The sequence below is a fragment of the Mucilaginibacter rubeus genome, assembly GCF_003286415.2.
Lineage (GTDB): Bacteria > Bacteroidota > Bacteroidia > Sphingobacteriales > Sphingobacteriaceae > Mucilaginibacter > Mucilaginibacter rubeus_A.
Genome location: NZ_CP043450.1, coordinates 1837443 through 1862479, shown reverse-complemented (window position 1 = coordinate 1862479; position 25037 = coordinate 1837443). Strand labels below are relative to the sequence as shown.

The following is a 25037-nucleotide window of genomic DNA, read 5'->3' as shown; positions in this document are numbered from 1 at the left end:
CGCGCTGTGGGCTTTTCACTGCAATCCCTAACGCGGCCTGTGCTCACCGGCCCTAAACTATATTTTTCACATCATCAATGCCTTTTCCATCGTTTTACTGATGATTCTTCGCCACGATGGTATGCTTTATTCTTTTATTATTTGAGTACCTACCTCTTCTCCTTCCCATTTACTCACTACAGCCGTGGCCATAGCATTACCAAGTACGTTAGTTGCCGAACGTCCCATATCTAACAATGGATCAATACCTATCAGCAAAAATAAACCTGCTTCAGGGATATTGAACATAGCCAACGTACCGGCAATTACAACCAGCGAAGCCCTTGGCACGCCTGCCACGCCTTTACTGGTAAGCATCAATACCAGCAACATGGATAACTGATGCCCGAATGAAAGGTGAATATCATATGATTGCGCCAGAAACAACGACGCAAAGGTCATGTACATCATAGAGCCATCCAAATTAAATGAATAGCCTAATGGCAATACAAAGCTCACTATTTTATTACTGCAACCGAACTTCTCCAGCTCTTCCAACACTTTTGGATAGGCTGCCTCGCTTGTTGAAGTACTAAAAGCTATCAGCATGGCATCCTTAATACTGTTCAACAGCCTGAATACCGGCTTCCTTAATACAATGTATCCCGCCAATATAATCACCGACCACAATACGATCAGCGAAAAATAAAACTCACTGATAAAAATACCATAAGTTGAAAGTACGCCTATCCCTTGTTTGGCAACAACTGCGGTTATAGCACCAAACACCGCTAAAGGTGCCATTTTCATCACATAACCGGTAATCTTCATGATCACATGGGCAAAAGCGTCCATAGCTTTGATCACTATTTTGCCCTGCTCGCCTATTGCTGCCGTAGCAACGCCAAAAAACAAAGAGAACACCACAATCTGCAGGATCTCGTTATTGGCCATAGCCTCAATAAAACTCTTAGGAAAAACGTGACCAACAAATTCGGTTAATGATAAGGCCGTTTTTTTGATACCTGTACTCAAATGACTATCAGGAAGCGGAAGATGCATGGTTTTACCTGGCTCAAACAGGTTAACCAACAGCATTCCTAATAACAGGGATACCAGCGTTGCACTGATGAACCAGAGCATCGTTTTACCCCCTATCCGGCCAACGGCTTTAATATCTCCTACCTTGGCAACACCTACCACCAATGTGGTGAACACCAACGGAGCCACAATCATTTTTATCAGGTTAAGGAAAATCTTGCTCAGGATATTGTATAGCTCAAGCTTGTCTTCGCGGGCATCGGTTGCCTGACTTTGAAGTTTTACCTGGGCAATTCTTTGTAGTTTAAGATCTTTATAGGCTGATACGGTAGTATCGGATAATGCTTCTATATTTTTGTCGATACTTTTAATAGTTGTACTGGCGGTACTAAGCTGTTTATTGAGATCGGCAAAAACGTAAGTGTTATAAATATAACCGGCTACCACACCCAAAACCAGTGCGATAAAAATGAAGAGCGTCAGTCTGCTTTTTTTCATTTAATTTAATAAGCCTGCAAAACTACAAAATTTACGGTCGGTTTAAACAGGCTTCGGAATATTCTATTTTACACTAACTCACGTTAGGCAAATAAAACATCTTACCACGTTTTAGCATTATCATACTTTATAAAAACAATTAGTATTTTGCCCGCTTATTTACAATATGACTACTACAGCCTACGGACTACAGCATATAAAAAAGGAAATTCAGCACCTGCCCAACGAGCAGCTGGCCGAATTAATGCTCAGTTTAGCGCGCTATAAAAAGGAAAACAAAGAGCTTCTCGCCTACCTGCTCTTTGAAGCTCATGATGAAGCCGCCTTTATTGAAAAGGTAAAGGCCGAAGCCGGATTTATGTTCAGCCAGCTGTCGTCATTAAGTTATAACGCCGCAAAAGGCATGCGTAAAATATTGAGGTTGCTAAGTAAGTACACTAAGTTCATGACTTCAAAAGGTGCCGAAATTGAATTATTGATCAATTTTTGCGAAAACTACGTTGAATATGCCGACAGGCGCACCTCATACAAACCTTTAAGGCTAATACTAACACGTCAGGTAGAAAAAATCCGTGGATTAATTGGTAAACTACATGAGGACCTTCAGTTTGATTACCAGGACAGTTACAACAATTTAATAAGTGATGCTGAAACTAAGCTGGGCTGGTTTAAAAAGAATGATCATTTGTTGTAACATACAAAGCTTAACATCGTCTAAATATAAAATTAACTGAAGTGGCCAACAAAGAAGCAGCATTCAAGCAGATATATGAAGCTAATTCTAAAAAGATATTCCATCTGTGCTATGGTTATACCGGCGATGACGATGCTGCCAACGACCTGCTACAGGAAACCTTTTTAAAGGTTTGGCAAAATTTAGACAAATTCCGTAACCAGGCCATGATATCAACCTGGATTTACCGGATTGCTGTAAATACCTGTTTAACCTATTTGCGCTCGGAAAAACGCCAGGCCAAAGACGAGCTTACTCCACAATTAGCAGAAACAAAGCGCGAAGAACTATCGGATAAAAACGAGCAGGTTGCTTTACTATATAAGTGTATTTCAAAACTGGAAGAATCAGAAAGGATTATTATAACCATGGTACTTGATGAGGTGCCATACCCCGAAATTGCCGAAATTTCGGGTATATCAGAAGGGAACTTGAGGGTGAAAATTTATCGTATTAAACAAAAATTAACAGAGTTATATAACCAGTATGAAAGACTTTGATCATTTGATGTCGGTTTGGCAGGGACAGCCAAAGCCAGATCAGCTTTCGGTGGATGAGGTGCTGAAGCAGGTAAAGAAGGGGATTCGCAGCATAACTACTAAGTTGTACTGGACTATAGTGGCCATGGTGGTCATCGCGGCATTCGCGTTTATTGTTACATTTTTCCTGGCATTTAAATCAACCGTAACCACTGTAGGTATATTAATAGTATTGGTTACAATGCTCATGTACCTCTCTTTAATTTTACGGCATTATCATATCCTGAGCAAACAGGACGCAACTTTAAACCCAACCGAATACTTACACAGCCTTAAAGAATACCAAAAAAGCCGTTCGAAGGTGATAGGTTGGTTTTATTATATCTATATACTCATGATAAGCGCAGGGTTGGCTATGTACTTTGTTGAAGTACTTGAACACTCATCTTTAGCTTTCAAAATAGTGACTTATAGTTCGATTGCAATCTGGTTTTTGTTTACCACCTTTTACCTTAAACCACGTATGTTTAAAAACGAAGAGGAGAAACTAAACCTGATGATTGACAGATTAGTACGCCTGCAGGAGCAATTTGATTAGAAAGATTTAGGTTTTACAATCTGACTTAGAACTTTCGACTCAAGACTTTCGACTTAAGATCATCTGTTTTGATTAATCAGCGCATGCAACACCTGATCTTTTAACTGCCTGCTAATTGGCACTTCAAATTCGCCAATATTCAGCATGTTCCCTTCTATAGAGGTAATTTTATTACTGGCGATTATGTACGACTTATGCGTTTGCATAAATTTACGGGCCGGCAGCTTATCGGCGAAAGCCCGCAGGGTACTATGAGTTATTATTTTACGGGCAGATGTATAGATCTCAACATAATTCTCCATTCCTTTGATAAATAACACATCGTCGAAAATTATCTTTTCGAGCTTGCCATTGCTTTTAACAAAGATGTAATCAACTGTGCCCGCGTTATTTCTCAAATCAAAATAGTCTTTAGCTTTAAAAGCTGCCTTCATAAAGCGCTCAAACGGTATAGGTTTAAGCAGGTAGTCGAGCACATCCAGATCAAAACCATCGGTAGCGTATTCTTTAAACGCGGTAGTAAATATCACTTTTGGCGGATTTGGCATCGAACGGATAAACTCAACACCTGTTAAATGCGGCATCTGGATATCAAGAAACAACAGATCAACAGATTGTTGTGTCAGCAAAGCGCCCAATTCCATAGCATCTTCACATTGAGCTTTCAGATCAAAAAATCCGGCTTTTGTAACGTAGCCCTCCAGCCCTTTACGGGCAAAGGGCTCATCGTCGGTAATAATGCAGCTAATTAATGCCATAATTTATATATTCAATTCAAGTACTGCGGTATAATGATCATTCTCACGACCTGTGTTGAGCTGATGTTTGCCCGGATAAAGTAGTTGCAACCTCCGGCTCAGGTTTTCTAAACCAATGCCGCTGTAATTATCCGGCGCTTTCATATTTACCGGTACATCGTTATAAACTTTAAATACAAACTTACCATCGATAATGCTTCCATCAATGGTTATTTTGTACGCTCCGCCAATGTATTTAAAGGCGTTTTCAACCAGCGGCAATAAAAGCAACGGATAAATTAATTGATCGCTTAAGCGTTCATCAAAATGAACATTCAACTGCATTCTGCTGCTCGCCCGTATCTGTTGCAGCCTGATATAATTTTCCAGGTACTCCAGCTCCTGTTTTACAGTTACCTGTTGTTGCTGATCATAAAGCTGATAACGCAACAAACTTGACAGTAGTTCTGTACTTTTTTTTGCGCCGGGCACATCTTCATCCATCTGAAAATAGATGGTGTTTAAGGCGTTAAACAAAAAATGCGGATGGTATTGCGCCTTTAAAAACTTCAGTTCGGTTTCCAGCTGATCATTGGTTAATTTTTCCAGTTGCATCTTATTATTTACGTAGGCCTTCAGCCAGGTGCTGCTACGCGCAACGCCGTAATAAATAATAGCGTACAAAGTGGGTATCATATTAATATCGGCCACATCTGCCCAGGGCATTAGTTCATCAATACCCTGGGTTACGTGCAGGGCCATATCCATCGGGACAAATACAACGTTTACCAATATTAGGTTTACACCTACCAAGATGATCAGTTCCCGTACAACGTCCCGGTAAGATAATGGCGCACCCCAATGACTGTCATAGTACCTAAAAAGCCACTCAAAAAGATAGATTGCCAGATAGCCCACCAATATCGAACAGGCCATTTCAATGCCATTGACATAGAAATCCCTTTTCCAAAAATGCTGGCCAAGGTCTGTATCATGTAACAGCCTGATGGTAAAATATACCAACAGGCCATACAATGCCGGAAAAATGTATTTCCTGAAAAATTTCATATCAGCAAATTACAAATTTCAAACAGAAAGGACAGGTTGTGGCTTAAGTTCAGTTACCGTATTGGCCGACAACGCTTCCGGCTTATCCTTGGGTTTCATGCCAAACAAAAAGCGGGCTAAATTATAAGGCCTTATCAGCAAATGATAAATAAGTACAGATACAAAAAAGGTAATACCCACAGTATAAATGTATTTGGAAAGGATACTTTCATTTTGAACCTGTACAATATAATAAGCCACTAAAACAATAACGGTTTGGTGCAATATGTAAAATGGATATACCGCCTGGTTTAAATAACCGAGCACTTTGTGACTGCGGTTAAAATAATGTTTACCATAGCCAACCAAAGCAAGCACCCATCCCCAGGCGATAATTGGCCTTAATGCAGTAAAGGCATAAGAGAATGCAATATTTTGAAAAGGCCAGTTGGCATGCAATGGTTCAACGCCGTTCCAACGCATGACTTCCCACATCATCAAACTTAAAAAGCCAATGGTTAATGCAAAACGACGGTTGCGTTCAAGGCTATCCATCAGTTTGGGCTGCAGGATACAAATAAAACCCGCCAGCAGAAAAAACAACCAGTAAACAAAGTAACTGCCATCATGTATCAGGTCGTTAGTTTCGGGGAGGTCCCAACTGGTAAAAGTAAACCAGAGGATTCCGGGAAGCATCAATAAATAAACCCATTTTCCGGTAGCCAACACAGTTAGTTTTTGTTTAAATCCGTCACTTTTTGGCGAGATCATCCAGGCGAACAATGGTGCGAATATCAGATCGTAAATAAAAAGGTAGGCGATAAACCAAAGGTGGTGCCAACTAAAATTTCCTTTGGGATAAGGCTGAAAACTAAATGTACTGGGGTAGAAATCCAGGAACGATCCTTTGTAACCATTGACTAAGCGTTCCATATAAATTTGCGGCGGTACAATGATGAACATGCCCACCAAAAGCGGAATAAAAAGCCGGCGGAAGCGCAAGCCGATAAAACTGAGCGTAGAACGCCGCTGCATCATGTAGTAACTCACGGTACCTGAAATAAAAAAGAGCAGCGGCATGCGAAAAAGGTGCAAAAAATGATTTGACTCCATCATGAGGTTGCTGGTTTCGTGGTTTTTAATATGCCAGCCATCTTCAGCAACAAAAGGCATTGCCGAGTGAAAAAATAACACCCCTAATATTGACAGAATCCTCAACCAATCGAGGTAAGTTTGACGTTGTGTGGTTTCCATAATTTCTTCTTTTTTATCAAAAGAAACCACTCCCTTCCACCCCATAAAATTACTTTGACCAACGGTAAAAAACCTTTGACCATTGGTTGAAAACCTCACCCAACCCTCCCCTTGGGGAGGGCTTAAGAAAAAATTCGATTACCTAATTCCCGCTGTCATTTCGACGAACACGCGAGGGACAGTGCGATAGCGTGAGGAGAAATCTTATACGCTATACTCAGCGGCTTGCTTGGCGTATAAGATTTCTCTTTCGCCCCTACGCTAAAGCCCCACCAGCTCATTCGAAATGACAAGTTTTTTTTGCCCTCTCCAAGAGACACTGAGCAGACAAAAAATATTTCCCACGGCGGCCAGAAGCCGCTTGATAATTGCCACTCGGCTGGAGCCAAGCGGCGGCTGAAGAATTTTAGTTTTTATACACACATAAGTATCAGCGTAATCAACGCAATCAAAAATAATCAACGGTCAGCCTCGCATAAACGGATTAAAATTCCTTGTGCCGATTTCCATTCCTGCGGCACGACAGATGGTCTTATCCCCGAATTTAAAATTGATCTGATCCATGGCCTGGTAAAGTTTAATGCGTTCCTCATTATCTTCAAACAGATTGATTTGGTAGCTTCCTGTGCAGAGATCGCTTAAGCGCACGCCTATCAGCCTGATTGGCCGGTGCTGGTCCCAGGCCATTTTCAGCAAATTCTTAACGCCGGGAATCAGGATATGCTCTGCTGCAGTAAGCGCTATTTTTTGTTGCTGGGTATGTGTTTCAAAATTGCCATAACGTAGTTTGATAGCCAGGCAAGACGAAAGCTTATTTTCCCGCCGTAATTTGGACGACAGCTCCTCAGTCATGGACACCAGCGTGGTTTCAAGCGTACGGGGATCAGATACATTGGTATGAAAAGTATGTTCTGTGCTAATGGATTTCCTATCGGAATGAGATACGATTTCGCTATGGTCTATACCGTTAGCTTTTTCCCAAAGCGAATGACCATACCTGCCAAAAATTGTTTCCAAAAAACGAATATTCGTACGCTGCAGATCGCCAATTTTCTCAATGCCATATTGATATAACTTATTACGGGTGCTCTCGCCCAGGCCGGGAATCTTACCTATATTAAGCGGAGCTAAAAACTTCAGCTCATCGCCATGCTTTACAAACATTTGCCCGTTGGGCTTGGCCTGATTGGTAGCCATTTTAGCAATGGTTTTGCCCGATGCCATGCCGAAGGAGATTGGCAACCCGGTGTCTTTAATGATCTTCTGTCTCAGCTTAGTAGCTTCGTGGTAGCAGTCAAAAAAGCGGTCCATCCCGGTATAATCGATGTAAAACTCATCAACCGATGTTTTTTGATACAAAGGAACAGTATCATGAATGATCTGTGTAACCTCGCGCGAAGCTTCGCCATAGCGTCCGTGTGAACCTCTGATGAGGATGGCATGCGGACAAAGCTTAAGCGCCTGCTTGGTTGGCATAGCCGAGTGCACACCAAATGCCCTCGCCTCGTAACTACATGACGCCACTACTCCCCTTTCGGGCGAACCACCTATGATCACCGGCTTACCGATCAGTTCGGGATGAAACTTCCGCTCCACCGAAACGAAGAATGAATCAAGGTCGATATGAACGATATGACGTTTAGCTTCCACACAACAAAAATGAAAATAAATTTGATATCTTGCTAATTTTTTTAGCAATTTTGAATTAAAGAAATTGTTAGCCAGATGAGTATATATGAAGACTACCTGATGTTATTGTCGCCGCCCGAAACGGTGAAACATGAGATTGCACGCTACAAAAAAGCATCAGCGAGACTTATCGGCAATTATAAAAGTATGGATTCGCCGGCTCATATATCTATCCAGCATCTGGAAAGACAAAAGCCTTTTATGGCCGATAAAAACCTGGAATTAATGGAACAAGCATTGAATATTTTGCCACCAGTATTGTTGCACCTTGATGGATTTTATCACTTCTCCCATCTGCACAACCGCATGACTATTTATGCCAGTATCCGCGCCACCCCTGCTACTGATGAATGGTTTAACACCTTAAAAAAGAAGCTGCGCATCAAAAAGAATCTTATCCCACACATAACGGTAGTGCGCGACATCCCTGAAAAAGATTTTGATGCGCTTTGGCCCCATTTCAGGCATAAAAAGCTGCTTGAACCATTTTGGGTAAAAGAGCTTACCATATTAAAACGCGATACGCTTGACGCTTTTGCCAAATGGGATAAGTTTAAAGTTTTTGAGTTTAAAAACATGGCCGGCCCGGGCTATACCCGCGATGAACTGGAACTACTTAAAGTCGGCGATCCCGATCAAATCAATTTGTTTAATTAAAATTTAATAATCATGGACTACGCATTTTATCATTTTATCCTTCCGATACCAGATCATGTCGATTTCATGATCCGTAAATTAAAAAGCGAATCAAAACGCCTAATTGGCAACTACCCAAGCATGCATGCCAGGGCGCATATCACCATAAATAATTATCCACGCAAACCGCTGGATGTGGACGTTCAGGGTTTCTCTTTCCTGGGCCGGAAACTTGGCCTGCTACCATCCGTTGTTTTTGAGATAGACGGGTTTGATTGTTTCAATGAAGGTAACAATTACAATAAAACCATTTTTGCAAAGCTCAAACTGTCGGAACAAAACCAATATTGGCTTAAATTACTCAAGGATATAGTTGGTGATAGCAGTACTATACCTCATATCACCGTGGCAAGGGCTATAACGCCAGAACAATTTGAAAGGCTTTGGCCCTATTTTCAAAAGAGAGAAATGAAGGTAAAATTTGTTGTCGACCGGCTTACTATTTTGAAAAATTTACTGTTGGATATCGATCAGCATGCCAAAACTTACCGAGAGTTTGAGTTTCGGGGTGGCGAAAATGAGCTAACAATGCTTGATAATCTTGCTTCAACAAGGCAATTTAAAAATTATCCCTCTATAAATCAACAGATAAGCCTTTTTTAACATTTTCTTAATCATAAACGCTACCTTTTTCTATATTTGCGCCGGGGTAAGTCTTTTACGGCCAGCTCCTCTTGAACTCCCCCAGGGTGGGAACACAGCAAGGGTAGAGAGTTGAGCGGCGCGATAAAAGTAGCTTACCCTTTTTTATTTTCTTATTTTTGCCGCACCGGCAAAATGCCAGAACCTACACCGGTTCATGATTTCTTTAATTTCTTAATTGTACATAAATGCTCGATATACTCATTATTGGCGGCGGTCCTATTGGTTTGGCTTGCGGACTTGCAGCACAAAAAGCCGGTTTAAGTTTTGTTATCATTGAAAAAGGCACGCTGGTAAACTCGTTGTACAACTACCCTTCAACCATGACTTTTTTTTCCACCTCAGAGAAACTGGAAATTGGCGGGGTGCCATTTGTTACAACTCATACCAAACCAAACCGCGCTGATGCGCTTGAATATTACCGCCGCGTAGCCTTATCCAACAACTTGCCCATTCATCTTTTTGAGGAAGTTACTGAGGTAAAGCCCGAAGATGGCCACTATATGATCACCACAAAAAAGGATACCTATCGTGCTAAAAAAGTGATCCTATCAACTGGGTTTTATGACATAGCAGTTAACCTTGATATCCCCGGCGAAGAGTTGCCTAAAGTAAAACACTACTACCAGGATCCACATTATTACACCCTGCAAAAGGTAGTTGTAGTGGGTTCAAGCAATTCGGCTATCGACGTCGCACTCGAAACTTACCGTAAAGGAGCCGATGTTACGCTGGTGATCCGCGACAGCGAAGTAAGCCACAGGGTTAAATATTGGGTAAGGCCCGATATCATTAACCGTATTAAAGAAGGCAGCATCAAAGTTTATTTCAATTCCAATTTGGAAGCCGTTCGTGAAACCGAGGTAGATATCAAAACTCCCGATGGACTCATTACTATACCCAATGATTTTGTGATGGCGATGACCGGCTACAAACCCAATTTTGAGTTTTTGAAAAAGCTTGGCATCATCCTTTCCGAAGATAAATTTATCCCTCAGTACAACCCCGAAACCATGGAAACAAATATGCCCGGTTTATACCTTGCAGGAGTTGTTTGCGGCGGCCTGGATACGCACCTTTGGTTCATTGAAAACTCACGCATCCACGCGGATATGATTATTGCGGATATTATGGCTGGTAGGTGAATGGTTGATTAAGTTGATTGAGTGAATAGTTATTGCTGTAAATCTGCAAGTTATCACAATAAACCAACCACTCACTCAATCAACTTAATCAACCATTTAACCAACATCAAATAATCGCATTTTTTTCTTGTATAAATAAAATTTTATAGTCTATTTTGCAGCGAAATTAAAAACACAGTAATTCAATAAAAAAATGAATATACCAAGCTTAAATAAGCCCGCTACAAGAGCAAGTTTTGCTCCGGTTGCTGCTGCCTTGGGTTCAACTGTTTTTTTAAACTGCCCTCTCCGACGAAGGACCTACATGCCGCGGGCTTGAATTAATTTCTCCTCTGCCCACACAAAAAGAGTTTTTTAAACTTCTTTTTAAGAAAACCATCTAATTATTTAAGGCTTTAAAAAGCCGATTAATTTCACGGTAATTATCTATTTAAATGACAATACAAGATTTTGATATTCAGGTTGCTACTGCACAGCATGTAGACTATGCTACCATGATATGCGATGAAATGGCCGAATCGGCCAAAGCTCGCGGAACCGGTATAGCTACACGCTCGCCCGAATATGTTGCTAATAAAATGCTGGAAGGCAAAGCTGTTATAGCTCTTCATAAAGATGGCACCTGGGCCGGTTTCTGCTATATTGAAACCTGGAGCCATGGCGACTTTGTTGCCAACTCGGGCCTTATAGTTAATCCACAGTTTCGTAAAGCGGGATTAGCTAAAGCTATTAAACACCGCATTTTTCAGTTATCGCGCACCAAATATCCTGATGCCAAAATATTCGGCTTAACAACCGGTTTAGCGGTAATGAAAATCAACTCGGAGCTTGGCTACGAACCGGTAACCTACTCTGAACTTACCCAGGACGAAAACTTTTGGGCAGGCTGCAAAAGCTGCGTAAACTTTGACATTTTAACCAGCAAAGGCCGCAAAAACTGCATGTGTACCGCCATGCTTTTTGATCCAGCCGAAAAACAAAAAGAGTACGAAGAAAAGATGCAGCGGATCACGCATAAGGCAACATTGCTTGAGCGCATTGAGAACGCAATTAAAAAACGTATAAAACACGATGTTTAGGATTTAGGCAAAAGGTTAAGGGCGAAAGGTTAAAGGTAGCTGCATCATAATGAGAGATTATAAAAAACTTGATGTTTGGAAAAAGGTACACTTGCTCACAAAGCAAGTGTATGCTGAAATATTGCCCATAATGCCTCGTGAAGAACAATTTGCCTTAACCAATCAACTACGTAGATCCACTTATTCTATCCCTTTAAATATAGTTGAGGGATGCGGTAAAAATACTGATAAAGATTTCACTCATTACCTGGATAATGCGTTGGGGTCTGCACACGAAGTAGAATATACCGTTTATCTGATTTATGATCTGGGATTTATTCCAACTGAAATTTACGACAAAACAAACACCTCGATTAACGAAGTGAAAGCGATGTTAATTGGGTTTATTAAATTTTTGAGAAGCGATAATTAATATAAAACGTACAAGGCGAAACCTTTTACCTTTAACCTTTCGCCTTTAACCTTAAAAAATGAAAAAAGTAGTATTAGCTTATAGCGGAGGTTTAGATACCTCATTTTGCTGTATTTATTTAACACAGGATCTTGGTTATGAGGTTCATTCGGTTATTGTAAATACCGGCGGTTTTAGCGAGGAAGAGTTAAAAGGCGTTGAAGAACGTGCCTATAAAATGGGCGTAACTTCGCACCATGTGGTTGACGAAACCGAAAACTTTTATAATACTTGTGTACGCTTTTTAATTTACGGTAACGTATTAAAAAACAACACCTATCCTCTATCAGTAAGTGCCGAACGTGTAAGCCAGGCTACCGCTATTGCTAACTACGCTAAAGAAATTGGTGCCGAGTTTGTTGCCCACGGCAGTACAGGTGCCGGTAACGATCAGGTGCGTTTTGATATGATCTTCAATATCCTTGTACCGGATATCAAGATCATCACCCCTATCCGCGACCTGAAACTGAGCCGCGAAGAAGAGATCGAATACCTGAAAAAACACGGTGTTGATATGAACTTCGAGAAAGCTAAATACTCTATCAACAAAGGTATCTGGGGTACATCTGTAGGTGGTAAGGAAACTTTAACATCAAACCTTGGCCTACCAGAAGAAGCATGGCCTACACAGGTAACTGCATCTGAAGTAAAAGACCTTGTGCTTACTTTTGAAAAAGGTGAATTAGTAGCCATCGGTGATGAAAAATATGATCACCCAACCAAAGCTATCCAGGCATTGCAAGCCATCGCACAGCCCTACGGCATCGGCCGCGATATTCACGTTGGCGATACTATCATTGGTATTAAAGGTCGTGTAGGCTTTGAAGCCGCAGCTCCAATGATCATCATTAAAGCTCACCATACTTTAGAGAAACACGTATTGACCAAATGGCAGCTTACATGGAAAGATCAATTATCATCATTCTACGGTAACTGGCTGCATGAAGGTCAGTTCCATGACCCTATCATGCGCAACATGGAAGCTTTTTTAACTGATACACAGAAAAATGTTACCGGTAAAGTATTTGTTCAGCTTCACCCTTATCGCTTCCAGGTAATTGGTATCGAATCACCTTATGATTTGATGTCGAACAAATTTGGCAGCTACGGTGAAATGAACAATGCATGGAGTGGCGAAGACGTTAAAGGTTTCTCAAAAATATTTGGCAACCAGGTAATGATCTACCACAAGGTTAATGGCCAAAATGATTAATACAGCGTTTTCAAAAAGTGAATGCTTAAAGCATTATAACTGGGGCGACGATTGTCACGGATGGACCTTCATTGATACCGAAGCTTTGTCCGTTAAGCAGGAGTTAATGCCACCAGATACTGCCGAACAATTGCATTATCACGAGAAAGCTACACAGGTATTTTTCATTTTAAAAGGACGTGCTACATTTTCGATAGACGGCGAGGTTACAGTGTTGAAGCCAGAACAGGGCATCGAGATCCATCCGGGTCAAAAGCATTTTATCAGCAATAACGACCGGAGCGATCTTGAGTTTATTTTATATTCATATCCATCTACAAACAATGATCGGATAAATTTAGCCCCTAACCCCCTAAAGGGGGAATAATTGTTAAAATTATGACTGAATTTAAAGATAATAATGACGCTACTCTTGCTCCTCCGCCAACTGGCGGAGGCCGGGGGGCGATACGTGCAGGTATAGTTGGCAGTGCGGGATACACCGGGGGCGAAATGCTTCGGATCCTGATTAACCATCCCAACGTGGAGATAGCTTTTGTTCACAGCAACAGCAACGCTGGTAACTATGTTTACGAAGTACATACCGACCTTTTTGGCGATACCGATCTGAAATTTGCGGCAGAACTATCTACCGATATTGATGTACTCTTTCTTTGTGTTGGCCATGGTGATGCCAAAAAGTTTCTGGAAGCAAACGCTATTCCCGATTCGGTTAAGATCATTGACCTAAGCCAGGATTTCAGGCTTAACCAAAACTCAACTTTAAACGGTAAAAACTTTGTTTATGGCTTGCCTGAGTTAAATCGTGAGGCCATTAAAACGGCTGCTAATATTGCTAACCCGGGATGCTTTGCTACCTGTTTGCAATTGGGCCTGCTTCCCTTAGCTTCAAAAGGTTTGCTTAATAATGAAGTGCACGTTACTGCTACAACAGGCTCTACAGGTGCGGGGCAAAGCTTATCGCCTACCTCCCACTTTACCTGGCGTAATGATAACCTTTCTGTTTACAAAGCATTCAGTCACCAGCATTTGAATGAGATTGGACAGTCGTTAAGGCAGTTACAAGCTGGCTTTGATAAGGCCATCAATTTTATACCTTACCGTGGCGACTTTACCCGCGGCATTATCGCTTCAATTTACACTGAAAGTGATTTAAGCGAAGAAGAGGCTTTAGCACTTTACCAAAGCTATTACGACGGTCACCCGTTTACGCATGTAACCAACCGCAATATCGATTTAAAGCAGATTGTAAATACCAATAAATGCTTTATCCAGGTAAAAAAACACGATAACAAAATATTCATTATCAGCATAATGGATAACTTACTTAAAGGCGCATCCGGCCAGGCAGTACAGAACATGAACTTATTGTTCGGACTGGACGAGCGCGCAGGCTTACGACTTAAGGCGATCGGCTTTTAAAAGAGCTGCTCGCCGAATTCTGAAAGTTCTGTTATTAATTAAGTACTAATTTTTATCCCATTTAAGCAATGAATCTATTCGACGTATATCCTATAAATCCCATCAACATAGTAAGAGGCCAAGGAAGTTTAGTGTATGATAATCACGACACTGAATACCTTGACATGTACGGTGGTCATGCTGTAATCTCAATTGGTCACACGCACCCTCATTATGTAAAAAGATTAGAAGATCAATTACATAAGCTTGGCTTTTATTCTAACTCTATTGAGATTCCGATTCAGAAAGAATTGGCCGAAAAGTTAGGTAAGGTTTCAGGCAAGGAAGATTACCAGTTATTCCTGTGTAATTCTGGCGCTGAAGCAAATGAGAATGCTTTAAAACTGGCTTCCTTTTACAACGGTAAAAAGAAAGTTATCGCTTTCAGCAAATCATTTCATGGCCGTACTTCGTTAGCTGTTGCTGTAACTGATAACCCTAAGATCGTTGCCCCTATCAACGAAACTGACAATGTGATCTTTTTGCCATGGGCAGATGAAGCAGCTTTAGAAGAAGCCTTTAAAAACAACGAAATTTCTTCGGTAATTATTGAAGGTATTCAGGGCGTAGGCGGCATCCAGGTTGCCCCTGAAAGCTTCCTGCAAAAAATCCGTTCATTGTGCGACCAGTACAATGCAGTATTTATTGCCGATTCTGTGCAATGCGGTTACGGTCGTACAGGTAAATTCTTCTCACATGATTTTGCCGGTGTCGATGCCGATATCTACAGCATGGCTAAAGGTATGGGTAATGGTTTTCCTGTTGGAGGTATCATTATTTCGCCAAAAATACAGCCTGCTTACGGCATGTTAGGTACTACTTTTGGTGGTAATCATCTGGCTTGCGCCGCTGGTTTAGCTGTTCTTGAAACCATTGAACAAGATAACCTATTGCAAAATGCTGCTGAAGTTGGAGGTTACCTAATAAAAGAGCTTAACAAGCTGGAACAGGTTAAAGAAGTTCGTGGTCGCGGTTTAATGATTGGTATCGAATTACCTGAGGAATTAGCCCATGCCCGTAAAGAATTGTTAAACAAGCACCACATATTTACCGGCGAAGCCAAACCCAACGTGATCAGGCTGTTACCTGCGTTAAACTTAACCAAGGCCCATGCCGATAGGTTCCTGGAAGCTTTTGTAAATGTATTGAATCAATAATCCGCTATAATATTCAAACCAATGAAATTATTTTCTTCTGTTAATGACGTAACTGACGTTAACGCACTTGTAAAAGAGGCATTGGCGCTTAAGCAGGATCCATTTGCCCATCAGCAACTTGGTAAAAATAAAACGCTTGCCCTGGTATTTTTAAACCCGAGTCTGCGTACCCGTATGAGTACACAAAAGGCAGCCATGAACCTTGGTATGAACGTCATGGTGCTTAATATAGACAAGGAAGGTTGGGCATTGGAACTGCGCGACGGTGTAATTATGGATGGCACTACAGTTGAGCATATCCGTGAAGCTGCAGGTGTTATGGGCCAATATGCTGATATTATTGGTGTACGTTCGTTCCCCGGCTTAAGAAATCGTGAGGAAGATTACAGCGAGATGATTTTCAATAAGTTTGTGGAGTTTTGCAAAGTACCGGTTGTGAGCCTGGAATCGGCAACCCGTCACCCGCTGCAAAGCCTGGCCGATTTAATTACCATTGAAGAGCTAAAGAAAACCGCTCGTCCTAAAGTGGTATTAACCTGGGCTCCACATATTAAACCTCTGCCGCAAGCTGTTCCAAACTCATTTTCGGAATGGATGTGCAAAGCTGATGTTGATTTTACCATTGTACAGCCTAAAGGTTATGAACTTTGTACTGATTTTACGCAAGGTGCAAACATCAGCTATAACCAGGACGAGGCTTTAGCCGGGGCAGATTTCATCTACGTAAAAAACTGGTCGGCTTATGAGCCTTATGGAAACATATTAGGTAAACATGAAGAGTGGATGCTTACCAACAAAAAGCTGGAGCAAACCAATGATGCCAAAGTAATGCATTGTTTACCGGTACGCCGTAACCTGGAGCTTTCTGACGAAATATTAGACGGCCCAAGCTCGATTGTGGTACACGAAGCAGGCAACCGCGTTTGGGCAGCACAGGCCGTGCTAAAACAGATGCTGGAAAGCCTGTAAGTAAAATACTTTTATATAAAGCAAGAGTCAAGCTGCCTCTGTCTTGACTTTTGCTTCTTCCCTTCTTTAATCTTTTCTCAAGATGTATACTCCTAAACACTTCCAGTTAACGGATGAGCAGGAAGCTATCAGTTTTATGCAACGCTATAGTTTTGCTACTATCGTTACGGCTACCGATAATGTTCCCTTTGCAACCCATATTCCCTTTTTGGTAAGCAAACGCGATGATAAAATTGTGTTGTCATCTCATTTCGCTAAAGCTAATCCTCAGGCAAATGAAATTATTGGGAAAGATATTTTGGTGATATTTACCGAGCCTCACGCCTACATATCACCTAAACATTACGAAAAGGAAACCAACGTACCTACCTGGAATTATATAGCGGTGCATGCCTATGGCAAAGCCAATATTTTATCAGAGGGCGAACAAACAGCCAATCTTTTAGCGCAAATGATCAGTAATTATGAGGCTGATTATCTAACCCAATGGAATAACCTGCCCGACGAGTACAAGCAACGGATAATGAAAGGTATTGTAGCTTTTGAAATCATAGTTGACGACCTTCAGGGTAAACAAAAGCTTAGTCAAAACCGTAGCGAAGTAGAGCGGGAAAATATCACCAAAGCATTAAGTAATAGTAGTGATACGGTTGAAGCAGAGATCGGCAAATACATGTCGCGTATTAAGTAAGCGCTATCCTTCCACCTTTCTTGACGCCCGGTTAATCATAGCATTGAGCGTTAATCCCTGTACTATTACCGAGAATATCACAATAAAATAACTTCCCGATAAAATCAGGTGCCGATAAGGCGTATTAGGCAGCGACAAAGCCAAAGCTATGGAAATGCCCCCGCGCAAACCCGCCCAGGTCATGATATTGACATTGCTATAATTTACCTTAAGGGTTTGCTTTAAAAACGTGAGCGGTAACGCGATACTAAGCCAACGCGCTATTAATACAGTAATAATGGAAATACTCCCCGTAACCCAATAATTATTCACAAAGGGCAGGTTAACCAATTGCAGACCGATCATCACAAATAGAATAGTATTCAGGATCTCATCAACCAATTTCCAGAATTTTTCGAGCGCCTCGTGCGATTTTTCTTTATTATCCTGGTTAATGGATTGCCCTCCTGCAAATAATCCGGCTACAACAACCGATAGCGGTAACGAGAAACCAAGTAATACAGCTAATACCGACAAGCCCATTACCAGTGCCAGCGAGATCAATACAATGGTCTGAAAATCTTTAACGGCGTGCATCAGCTTATGGGCTATGTAGCCTAAAATAGCTCCGGCTACCGCCCCTCCAATAATTTCTTTAATAATAAGCACCGTCACTTTGGCCAGCTCAATTTTCTCTTCGCCTACACGGGCTATTTCCAGGATAATTACAAACAAAATAAGCCCTATCCCATCATTAAACAGGGATTCGCCCGAAATAATGGTTTCAAGGTTGGCCGGTAATTTCGAGTTCCGGATAATGGCCGATACCGCTACCGGATCAGTTGGTGAGATCAAAGCACCGAACAACAAACAATAGATCAATGGCATGTGGATATGAAAAACCGGGGCTGCATAAAACAACAGGAACCCAAATGCGGCTGTTGAAATAATTACGCCCAAGGTGCTCAGTACAAATACCGGTCGCATTTCTTTCTTCAGCTTCCGGCCATCCAGGTTAAATGAGCTTGAAAAAAGCAGAAAACCAAGCAGGATATTCAACACCGCTTTTGAAAAATTGATACTTTTAGCCAGCGCACCAAGATAATCGGCAATTGACGAATCAACCTTATCGACAATAAGTATGGTTATAGATGTGATGGTTGCCAGCAGCACAATGCCAATTGTACCCGGCAGCTTAATAAAGCGCGCGTTTAGATATGAGAAAATCGCGCTGACAATAACCAGTAAAGCAATTACAACAAACAGATCCATAAATACTTACAAGTAAGGATTTAAAAGGACTATTGTTTGTAACTATCTTGATTCAGGATCGGTCATCCGGGTTTCGTTGTCAAAAAAGCGCACAATCAGTCGGTTATCGCTGTTTTTGGTGAAATAGTTAATGGCCCAGCTAAAAAATATGATCCCCTTATTGGTGAAGCCTGCAAGCGACATAATGTGCACAAAACCCCATACCAGCCAGGCAAAAAATCCCTGGAAATGAATTTTTCCTAAATCAGCCACAGCTTTATTCCGGCCAATAGTTGCCAATGAACCTTTATCGCGATATTTGAAAGGCTTCAGCGGCTGACGCTCAAACATGCGGTAAACATTTTCTCCAAGGTTTTGCCCCTGCTGAATAGCTACCGGTGCTACACCGGGATGTCCGTTTGGATATTCATCACTGATCATAGCGGCAACATCGCCTATGGCATAAATATTTTCGTAGCCCTTTACCTTGTTAAACTCGTCAACCAGGATTCGATTTCCCCGCGCTATATTATCAGCAGAAATCCCCTCCGGCACCTCGCCCTTTACCCCTGCAGCCCAAAGTACATTACGGGTCAAAAGCGATGTACCATTATCTATCTTGAGTTCGTAGCCATTATAACTTTGCACATGCGCGCTATTGTAAATGGTTACATCCATGTCTTCCAAAAACTTTTTAGCTTTTGCCCTTGCACCAACCGAAAAGGAAGCGAGTAATTCGGCTTTGCCTTCAACAAGATAAACCCTCATGCTGTGTTTGCGTAAGCCATGATAATCTTTCATGAGTATCAACTCGCGCATTTCAGCAAGTGCTCCAGATAATTCCACACCGGTTGGGCCTCCGCCAACAACAACAAAAGTCATCAAGGCAGCTTTTTCTTCGGGATCTTTAGATACCAGTGAGGTTTCAAGATTTTGAAGGATCAGGCTCCTTAAGTTTAAAGCCTCCGGGATATTCTTCATCGGCATTGCAAAATGTTCTATCTCTTTGTTGCCGAAAAAGTTGGTATTTGAGCCGGTAGCAATAGCCAGGTAATCGTAATAAATAGTACCGATATCGGTATCGAGTGTATTACTTTCGGGATTGATCTTTTTTACCTCAGCAAGCGCGAAGCGGAAATTATTTTGCCTGGTAAAAATCCGCCTTAAAGGGAAACCGATTGAGTCTGCAGCTATGGAGCCTCCTGCAACCTGGTACAATAAGGGCTGGAAGGTGTGATAATTGTGCTTGTCGATCATCAGCACATCAACAGGCGCGTTTTTTAATTTTTTAGCTAATTGTATCCCTCCAAATCCTCCCCCAATAATTGCCACCCGTGGCCTGGTATTCTTTTTTTGCTCCATAGATAGATATAAGCAAGGATGATGCCTTAAAGTTTTCCAATAATACTAAATCTTTCATAATCAAATTGTAAACTTAAACCGCAAATTCAATCATTCATTTTTAAATCACTTTTTGAAAAAACACACTATATTTTCGTAATTTTAACAACTTTCTGCTCAAAAAAGTGGAAATTTGGCACTAAAAGAGTTACATTGACAGCTGGAATGAATAAAATTGATACAGATCATATCAAAACGGGCAAATTATCATCAAATAAGAGCCTTTATATAATCAAAATAGGTGGAAACGTCATCGATAACTCCGAAAACCTGTATCATTTTTTAAAGGACTTTGAAGCCCTTGATGGCCTCAAAATCCTGGTACACGGAGGTGGAAAAGTGGCCACGCAAATGGCCGAAGATTTAGGTATCGAATCTAAAATGGTTGATGGCAGGCGCATCACCGATATCGAAACATTAAGGGTGGTTACCATGGTTTATGGCGGCCTCATCAATAAAAATATAGTAGCGCAACTGCAACGCTTCGGCAATAATGCCATAGGCTTAACCGGTGCCGATGGTAACTTTATTAAAGCAGTTAAACGACCGGTAAAAACAATAGACTATGGCTTTGTGGGCGATATTGTTAAAGACTCTATCAATCCCGAAAACATTAGTCGCTTGCTGGAAGCAGGCTTTACCCCTGTTTTTTGCGCCATAACCCACGATGGTGAAGGGCAATTGCTAAACACCAACGCTGATACCATAGCTTCGGCCCTGGCGGTATCGTTATCGGGATTGTATGACACCACACTGATATACTGTTTTGAGAAAAAAGGTGTGTTAAAAGATATTAATGACGAAGAATCGTTGATAAGGGAAATTAACCCTCAGCATTATGAGGATTTAAAAGTGGAAAAGATAATACATAGCGGAATGCTGCCTAAACTTGATAATGCTTTTACCGCGATTGCTTGCGGTGTAAAAGCGGTAATTATCGGCAAATCAGATGATCTTGGTCAATTGAAGGATAACAAACCATTTGGAACACGTTTAACTAAAAACGCATGAACTCACAACAGCACATTTCAATATTAGGCTCCGGTAATATAGGCCTGTCATTAGCCAAAGGTTTAGTTAAATCGGGGATTTGTAAACCTCAGCAAATATCGTTGACCCGCCGTAACGTAGCCGCGCTGTCTCAATATGCCGACCAGGGATACCTTGTGTCAGATAACAACCTGCGTGCCGTACGTAAGGCTGATATTATTGTACTGGCTGTATTACCGCAGCAACTCAATAAACTATTAGATGAAATCAAGCCATCGTTAAAACCGGATAAACAATTATTGATATCTGTTATCTCCGGCGTTAGCTGCGCCGATATTCGCCAGCATCTTGACCTTAACGTACAGATAGTTCGTGCTATGCCTAATACAGCCATTGCTATCGGCCATTCCATGACCTGTATCGCTACCGATACCGGCACAAACAAAAATATCAACCTGGCCAAATCGCTTTTTGATACGGTAGGTGTTACCATACAAATCAACGAGGAGTTGATGACATCCGCCACTGCTCTTTGCGCTTGCGGTATCGCGTTCTTCCTGAGGTCTATCCGCGCTGCTTCACAAGGCGGAACGGAGATCGGCTTTCATGCCCATGATGCGCTAAAAATGGCGGCACAAACCGCTAAAGGAGCAGCGGACCTGCTATTACAACTTGCATCGCACCCTGAACAGGAAATTGATAAGGTAACTTCCCCAAGCGGTTGTACCATTGCGGGCCTCAACGAGATGGAACACCATGGCTTCAGCTCGGCCATGATCAAAGGGATCCGCCTGTCTGCCGAAAAAGCCGGCGACCTATATAAAAAGGATAGTTAATTTAAGTGGAAAGCCTGCGGCCAACGGCTTAAAGCTTTTTAATCATTATATTTCGATCGTTTTGATAGGGCTTATCAAAATGAGTTATTTTTAAAAAAGCAGTTCAGATACAAGCTATTTACATTCAATTAATTATAAATAGCTACAACACTTTGGTATAGTTATGGTATTTGGCTGTTGATCTTTTCAATATAAAATGTTAACAGTAGAAAAAATTGGCGGTACATCTATGACCGCTTTGGGTGATGTGATCAAAAACATTATCCTGTTTGAACGCAGCGGCGACCAGCTTTACAACCGCATATTTGTAGTATCAGCATTCTCGGGAGTAACTAACCTCCTGCTCGAAAACAAAAAGACAGGCGCTCCGGGTGTATATCACAAGCTTGCCAACTACAAGGATTTCCATACACCGCTAAAACAACTTATTACCCGTTTAAAGCAGATCAATAAAACTTATGAAAGCCTTGGCCTGAACATAGCCGAAGCTGATAAGTACATTGAAACAAGAATTAAGGACGCGCAAACTTACCTTGAAAACCTGGCCAATATATTGGCATCCGGTTATGTAGGCAAGGAAGGTATATTGCAGGCGGCCCGTGAAATCCTGGCTTCGATAGGCGAAAGTCACTCGGCTTTTAACTTTACCAATATCCTGCAAAATATGGGTATTAACGCGACTTTAGTTGACCTGAGCGGATTTCATGATCATCGCGCGTTAACCATCGATCAGCGTATAAAAAAAGACCTTACCCATATCGATTTTACAAAAACCATCACCATTGTTACCGGCTATGCTAAAGGTACCGAGGGCATTATGCGCGAATTTGACCGTGGCTACTCTGAGGTTACTTTCAGCAAAATTGCCGTTGCAGTAGAACCACAGGAAGCTATCATTCACAAGGAGTACCACCTTTGTACTGCCGACCCTCAATTGGTTGGCGTTGAAAACTGTTTCCCGGTTGGTAACACCAACTATGACGTTGCCGATCAGCTGGCCGATGTAGGCATGGAAGCTATTCACCCTAAGGCTTCAAAACCGCTGGAAATAAACGACATCGACCTGAGGATCAAAAACACCTTCCAGCCAGAGCACCCCGGAACATTGATAACCCGCGAATACATTTGCGATAAAAAACGTGTGGAAGTTATTACCGGTACCGAAAAGGTAGTAATGATTGATATTTACGACCCTTCAATGGTTGGCAACGTAGGTACCGATTTCCACATCATGCAGTTGTTTTACAAGTTTGGCGTTAGCTACAGCTTTAAAGCTACCAGTGCCAATAGCATTTCTATTGTGATATGGGAAAAAGACCTCAATAAAAAATTGATCAGCGAACTGGAAGATAATTATGAAAAAGTAACCGTCGAAAAAATGGCTATGGTTTGCCTGATAGGTTCCAACATGGATCAGCCTGGCTTGCTGGCCAAGGCAGCTACAGCTCTTGCTCAAAAAGGCATCAATATCAAAAGCGGCGGCTTTGCATTAAGAATGGTAAACATCCAGTTTTTAGTAGCCCGCGAAGATTTTAACGAAGCTATCCGCGCTTTAAACAAAGCAATGTGCTAAGTTTTTAAGGCGGAAGAATAAAGGTAAAAGACGAAGGTTAGTTGCTATGGCAGCTAACCTTTATTTTTTTAATTTAGCGATTGCATCCTAAACTATCTCCATGTCCGATACCTTAACATACCAATACAACCAACTTTCGTCATTAAGCAAGGTAAACAACAGCGACGAGCTTTTTCTGGCGCAATACAGCGAAGTTCAGAAAAAAGATGCCTCCTGCTTTTTCTGGGGTAAACTAACCGATCCTTATGTTGTTTCCCGCTGCCTCCTCACCTTATCAAACGTAGTTAAATCAAACTTTAGCTTATCTCCCTACGATTTGATGATGCTGAAAGACCCGATTGTAACAGCGGGCAATGAAAAGATCAGGTTTGAAGGTTTTTCCCATTGTGCGGGTGTTTATGCCCGGGTTGATGTATTAGGCGACGGACACGACGGAGAATTTCTGGAAAACGGTACCACCAATGTTGATTTTAATCAACCGATGCTATCCGCGCTAAGTAGCGTCCGGAAAAATGAGGAGGTATTGCTATCCATAGGCAAGAAAGAAGTAGCATTGCACCGCGAGGAGGGCAAAGTGATTGAACGAAAAGTCCCACTGCCAACCAAATGGATCAAGGGTTTAACCAGTGTACAGGTGTTTTTATCAGAATCTGAACCGGCTTACAAATTCAACCGGCTGCAGGCCATACAATTATTTAAAAGTATCCCGACAGGGAAACCCAAATCAGATTACTATTTATTGGTGCGGAGCGGGAAGCCGGTATTTTCGCCGGTGCAGGCGGGTAATGCTGTAATCGTTGGCGGTGTTCATCGCTTAAAACTTATTGAACCGCTATTGCTTATTGCCGATCAGTTACAGGTCTTCGTTCATAAAGACCAGCAATCAACCACATGGCAGGTTTATATTGGCCCGGTACGGTTCAGTTTATCTATATCCAGAGATAGTTGGCGCGGATTTTCAGGTGAGGGTGCCGCCTTAGAATCGCTGATAGAAGATGTGCCTCAAAACTGGATCGAGCTCATGGACAGCTATAGCTATGCCAACCAGGAATTTAACCCTACCCTGCTTGCTGTAAATGAAGGGCTCGACATAAAAAAGGTGGAGAACTTAACAGGCCGTCTCTCTGCTATAGGTTTATTAGGCTTCGATTTGGATGAGAACAATTTCTTTTATCGTCGTTTGCCATTTAAAACCAGTCGCATCCTAACTTTAAACCCACGCTTAAAAGATGCCGAAAAGTTAATTGCCGAAGGCAAAGTGCTCATCAAATCAAACACCGGCAACCGGGTAGAAGCCGAAGTGGAAGGAAGCGGCGTACACCACATGGTATTATTAGAGAACGACGAAGAACGTTGTACCTGCATGTGGTTCAGTAAAAACCAGGGCGAGCGTGGTATTTGCAAACATATCCTGGCTGTAAAAAAATTATTGGCTAAATAAGTACATA

The 25037-nt window shown here is 41.7% G+C and carries 25 protein-coding genes and 1 other RNA gene; 19 read left to right on the top strand and 7 right to left on the bottom strand.

From position 1 onward, the window contains the following. Positions 1-126: 126 nt before the first annotated feature. A complete protein-coding gene (locus DEO27_RS07620) occupies positions 127-1518 on the bottom strand; it encodes a dicarboxylate/amino acid:cation symporter (RefSeq protein WP_112570156.1) in 1392 nt (463 codons plus the stop codon). A 166-nt stretch (positions 1519-1684) separates the two neighbouring features. Here DEO27_RS07620 and DEO27_RS07615 point away from each other — a divergent pair, with 166 nt between their 5' ends. From DEO27_RS07615 to DEO27_RS07605, 3 genes are read left to right on the top strand one after another with little or no spacing between them, the layout of a single operon-like run. Beyond that, the gene (locus DEO27_RS07615) at positions 1685-2212 is read left to right on the top strand and encodes a hypothetical protein (RefSeq protein WP_112570154.1); all 528 of its coding nucleotides are present in this window, start codon (positions 1685-1687) and stop codon (positions 2210-2212) included. A 41-nt stretch (positions 2213-2253) separates the two neighbouring features. After that, positions 2254-2751, top strand: coding sequence for an RNA polymerase sigma factor (locus DEO27_RS07610; RefSeq protein ID WP_112570152.1), 498 nt, complete (start codon positions 2254-2256; stop codon positions 2749-2751). After that, positions 2738-3328, top strand: a complete 591-nt coding sequence (locus tag DEO27_RS07605; RefSeq protein ID WP_112570150.1) for a hypothetical protein — start codon at positions 2738-2740, stop codon at positions 3326-3328. Before DEO27_RS07610 ends, DEO27_RS07605 begins: the two co-directional genes overlap by 14 nt. 59 nt (positions 3329-3387) lie before the next feature. Here the strand turns inward: DEO27_RS07605 and DEO27_RS07600 are convergent, their stop codons facing one another. The 4 genes from DEO27_RS07600 to dinB form a co-directional block, all read right to left on the bottom strand. Next, on the bottom strand, positions 3388-4086 hold the full coding sequence (locus DEO27_RS07600) for a LytR/AlgR family response regulator transcription factor (protein WP_112570148.1): 699 nt from the start codon (positions 4084-4086) through the stop codon (positions 3388-3390). 3 nt (positions 4087-4089) lie between these two features. Further along, a complete protein-coding gene (locus DEO27_RS07595; RefSeq protein WP_112570146.1) occupies positions 4090-5133 on the bottom strand; it encodes a sensor histidine kinase in 1044 nt (347 codons plus the stop codon). 18 nt (positions 5134-5151) lie between these two features. Continuing rightward, positions 5152-6366: an acyltransferase family protein gene (locus tag DEO27_RS07590; RefSeq protein ID WP_112570658.1), complete on the bottom strand. Its 1215-nt coding sequence runs from the start codon at positions 6364-6366 to the stop codon at positions 5152-5154. 465 nt (positions 6367-6831) lie between these two features. After that, positions 6832-8016 (bottom strand): DNA polymerase IV, encoded by a 1185-nt coding sequence (gene dinB / locus DEO27_RS07585; RefSeq protein WP_112570144.1) that lies wholly within the window; start codon positions 8014-8016, stop codon positions 6832-6834. A gap of 75 nt (positions 8017-8091) precedes the next feature. On the opposite strand from dinB, the gene DEO27_RS07580 reads away from it, so the two are divergent. From DEO27_RS07580 to DEO27_RS07525, 12 genes are all read left to right on the top strand, one after another. After that, complete coding sequence (locus DEO27_RS07580; RefSeq protein WP_112570142.1) at positions 8092-8712, top strand: 2'-5' RNA ligase family protein; 621 nt, start codon at positions 8092-8094, stop codon at positions 8710-8712. Between the two features lie 12 nt (positions 8713-8724). Beyond that, positions 8725-9354, top strand: a complete 630-nt coding sequence (locus tag DEO27_RS07575) for a hypothetical protein (protein WP_112570140.1) — start codon at positions 8725-8727, stop codon at positions 9352-9354. 44 nt (positions 9355-9398) lie between these two features. Then, positions 9399-9497, top strand: an RNA gene (ffs, locus tag DEO27_RS07570) — signal recognition particle sRNA small type. 84 nt (positions 9498-9581) lie between these two features. Beyond that, the gene (locus tag DEO27_RS07565) at positions 9582-10538 is read left to right on the top strand and encodes a YpdA family putative bacillithiol disulfide reductase (protein ID WP_112570138.1); all 957 of its coding nucleotides are present in this window, start codon (positions 9582-9584) and stop codon (positions 10536-10538) included. A gap of 434 nt (positions 10539-10972) precedes the next feature. Next, positions 10973-11617 (top strand): GNAT family N-acetyltransferase, encoded by a 645-nt coding sequence (locus tag DEO27_RS07560; RefSeq protein WP_112571573.1) that lies wholly within the window; start codon positions 10973-10975, stop codon positions 11615-11617. A gap of 49 nt (positions 11618-11666) precedes the next feature. Next, entirely contained in the window at positions 11667-12029 is a 363-nt protein-coding gene (locus tag DEO27_RS07555; protein WP_112571575.1) for a four helix bundle protein, read from the top strand. Positions 12030-12087: 58 nt separating this feature from the next. Next, the gene (gene argG / locus DEO27_RS07550) at positions 12088-13281 is read left to right on the top strand and encodes an argininosuccinate synthase (RefSeq protein ID WP_112571577.1); all 1194 of its coding nucleotides are present in this window, start codon (positions 12088-12090) and stop codon (positions 13279-13281) included. Then, positions 13265-13648 carry a cupin domain-containing protein gene (locus DEO27_RS07545; protein WP_112571579.1) on the top strand — a complete coding sequence of 128 codons (384 nt, stop codon included), beginning with the start codon at positions 13265-13267 and terminating at the stop codon, positions 13646-13648. Before argG ends, DEO27_RS07545 begins: the two co-directional genes overlap by 17 nt. Positions 13649-13773: 125 nt before the next feature. Further along, on the top strand, positions 13774-14703 hold the full coding sequence (gene argC, locus DEO27_RS07540) for an N-acetyl-gamma-glutamyl-phosphate reductase (RefSeq protein ID WP_262714174.1): 930 nt from the start codon (positions 13774-13776) through the stop codon (positions 14701-14703). A gap of 68 nt (positions 14704-14771) precedes the next feature. After that, a complete protein-coding gene (locus DEO27_RS07535) occupies positions 14772-15899 on the top strand; it encodes an aspartate aminotransferase family protein (protein ID WP_112571583.1) in 1128 nt (375 codons plus the stop codon). A 21-nt stretch (positions 15900-15920) separates the two neighbouring features. Next, on the top strand, positions 15921-16868 hold the full coding sequence (locus tag DEO27_RS07530) for an N-acetylornithine carbamoyltransferase (protein WP_112571585.1): 948 nt from the start codon (positions 15921-15923) through the stop codon (positions 16866-16868). An 82-nt stretch (positions 16869-16950) separates the two neighbouring features. Further along, on the top strand, positions 16951-17559 hold the full coding sequence (locus DEO27_RS07525; RefSeq protein ID WP_112571587.1) for an FMN-binding negative transcriptional regulator: 609 nt from the start codon (positions 16951-16953) through the stop codon (positions 17557-17559). Between the two features lie 3 nt (positions 17560-17562). On the opposite strand, the gene DEO27_RS07520 is transcribed toward DEO27_RS07525, so the two are convergent. After that, a complete protein-coding gene (locus tag DEO27_RS07520) occupies positions 17563-18810 on the bottom strand; it encodes a cation:proton antiporter (RefSeq protein ID WP_112571589.1) in 1248 nt (415 codons plus the stop codon). A 42-nt stretch (positions 18811-18852) separates the two neighbouring features. Then, the gene (locus tag DEO27_RS07515) at positions 18853-20151 is read right to left on the bottom strand and encodes an NAD(P)/FAD-dependent oxidoreductase (RefSeq protein WP_112571591.1); all 1299 of its coding nucleotides are present in this window, start codon (positions 20149-20151) and stop codon (positions 18853-18855) included. A gap of 204 nt (positions 20152-20355) precedes the next feature. Here DEO27_RS07515 and argB point away from each other — a divergent pair, with 204 nt between their 5' ends. From argB to DEO27_RS07495, 4 genes are all read left to right on the top strand, one after another. Further along, on the top strand, positions 20356-21201 hold the full coding sequence (gene argB / locus DEO27_RS07510; protein ID WP_112571593.1) for an acetylglutamate kinase: 846 nt from the start codon (positions 20356-20358) through the stop codon (positions 21199-21201). After that, on the top strand, positions 21198-22016 hold the full coding sequence (gene proC / locus DEO27_RS07505; RefSeq protein ID WP_112571595.1) for a pyrroline-5-carboxylate reductase: 819 nt from the start codon (positions 21198-21200) through the stop codon (positions 22014-22016). Before argB ends, proC begins: the two co-directional genes overlap by 4 nt. A gap of 196 nt (positions 22017-22212) precedes the next feature. Next, positions 22213-23589 (top strand): aspartate kinase, encoded by a 1377-nt coding sequence (locus DEO27_RS07500; protein WP_112571597.1) that lies wholly within the window; start codon positions 22213-22215, stop codon positions 23587-23589. A gap of 100 nt (positions 23590-23689) precedes the next feature. Beyond that, positions 23690-25030, top strand: a complete 1341-nt coding sequence (locus DEO27_RS07495) for an SWIM zinc finger family protein (RefSeq protein WP_112571599.1) — start codon at positions 23690-23692, stop codon at positions 25028-25030. Positions 25031-25037 lie beyond the last annotated feature (7 nt).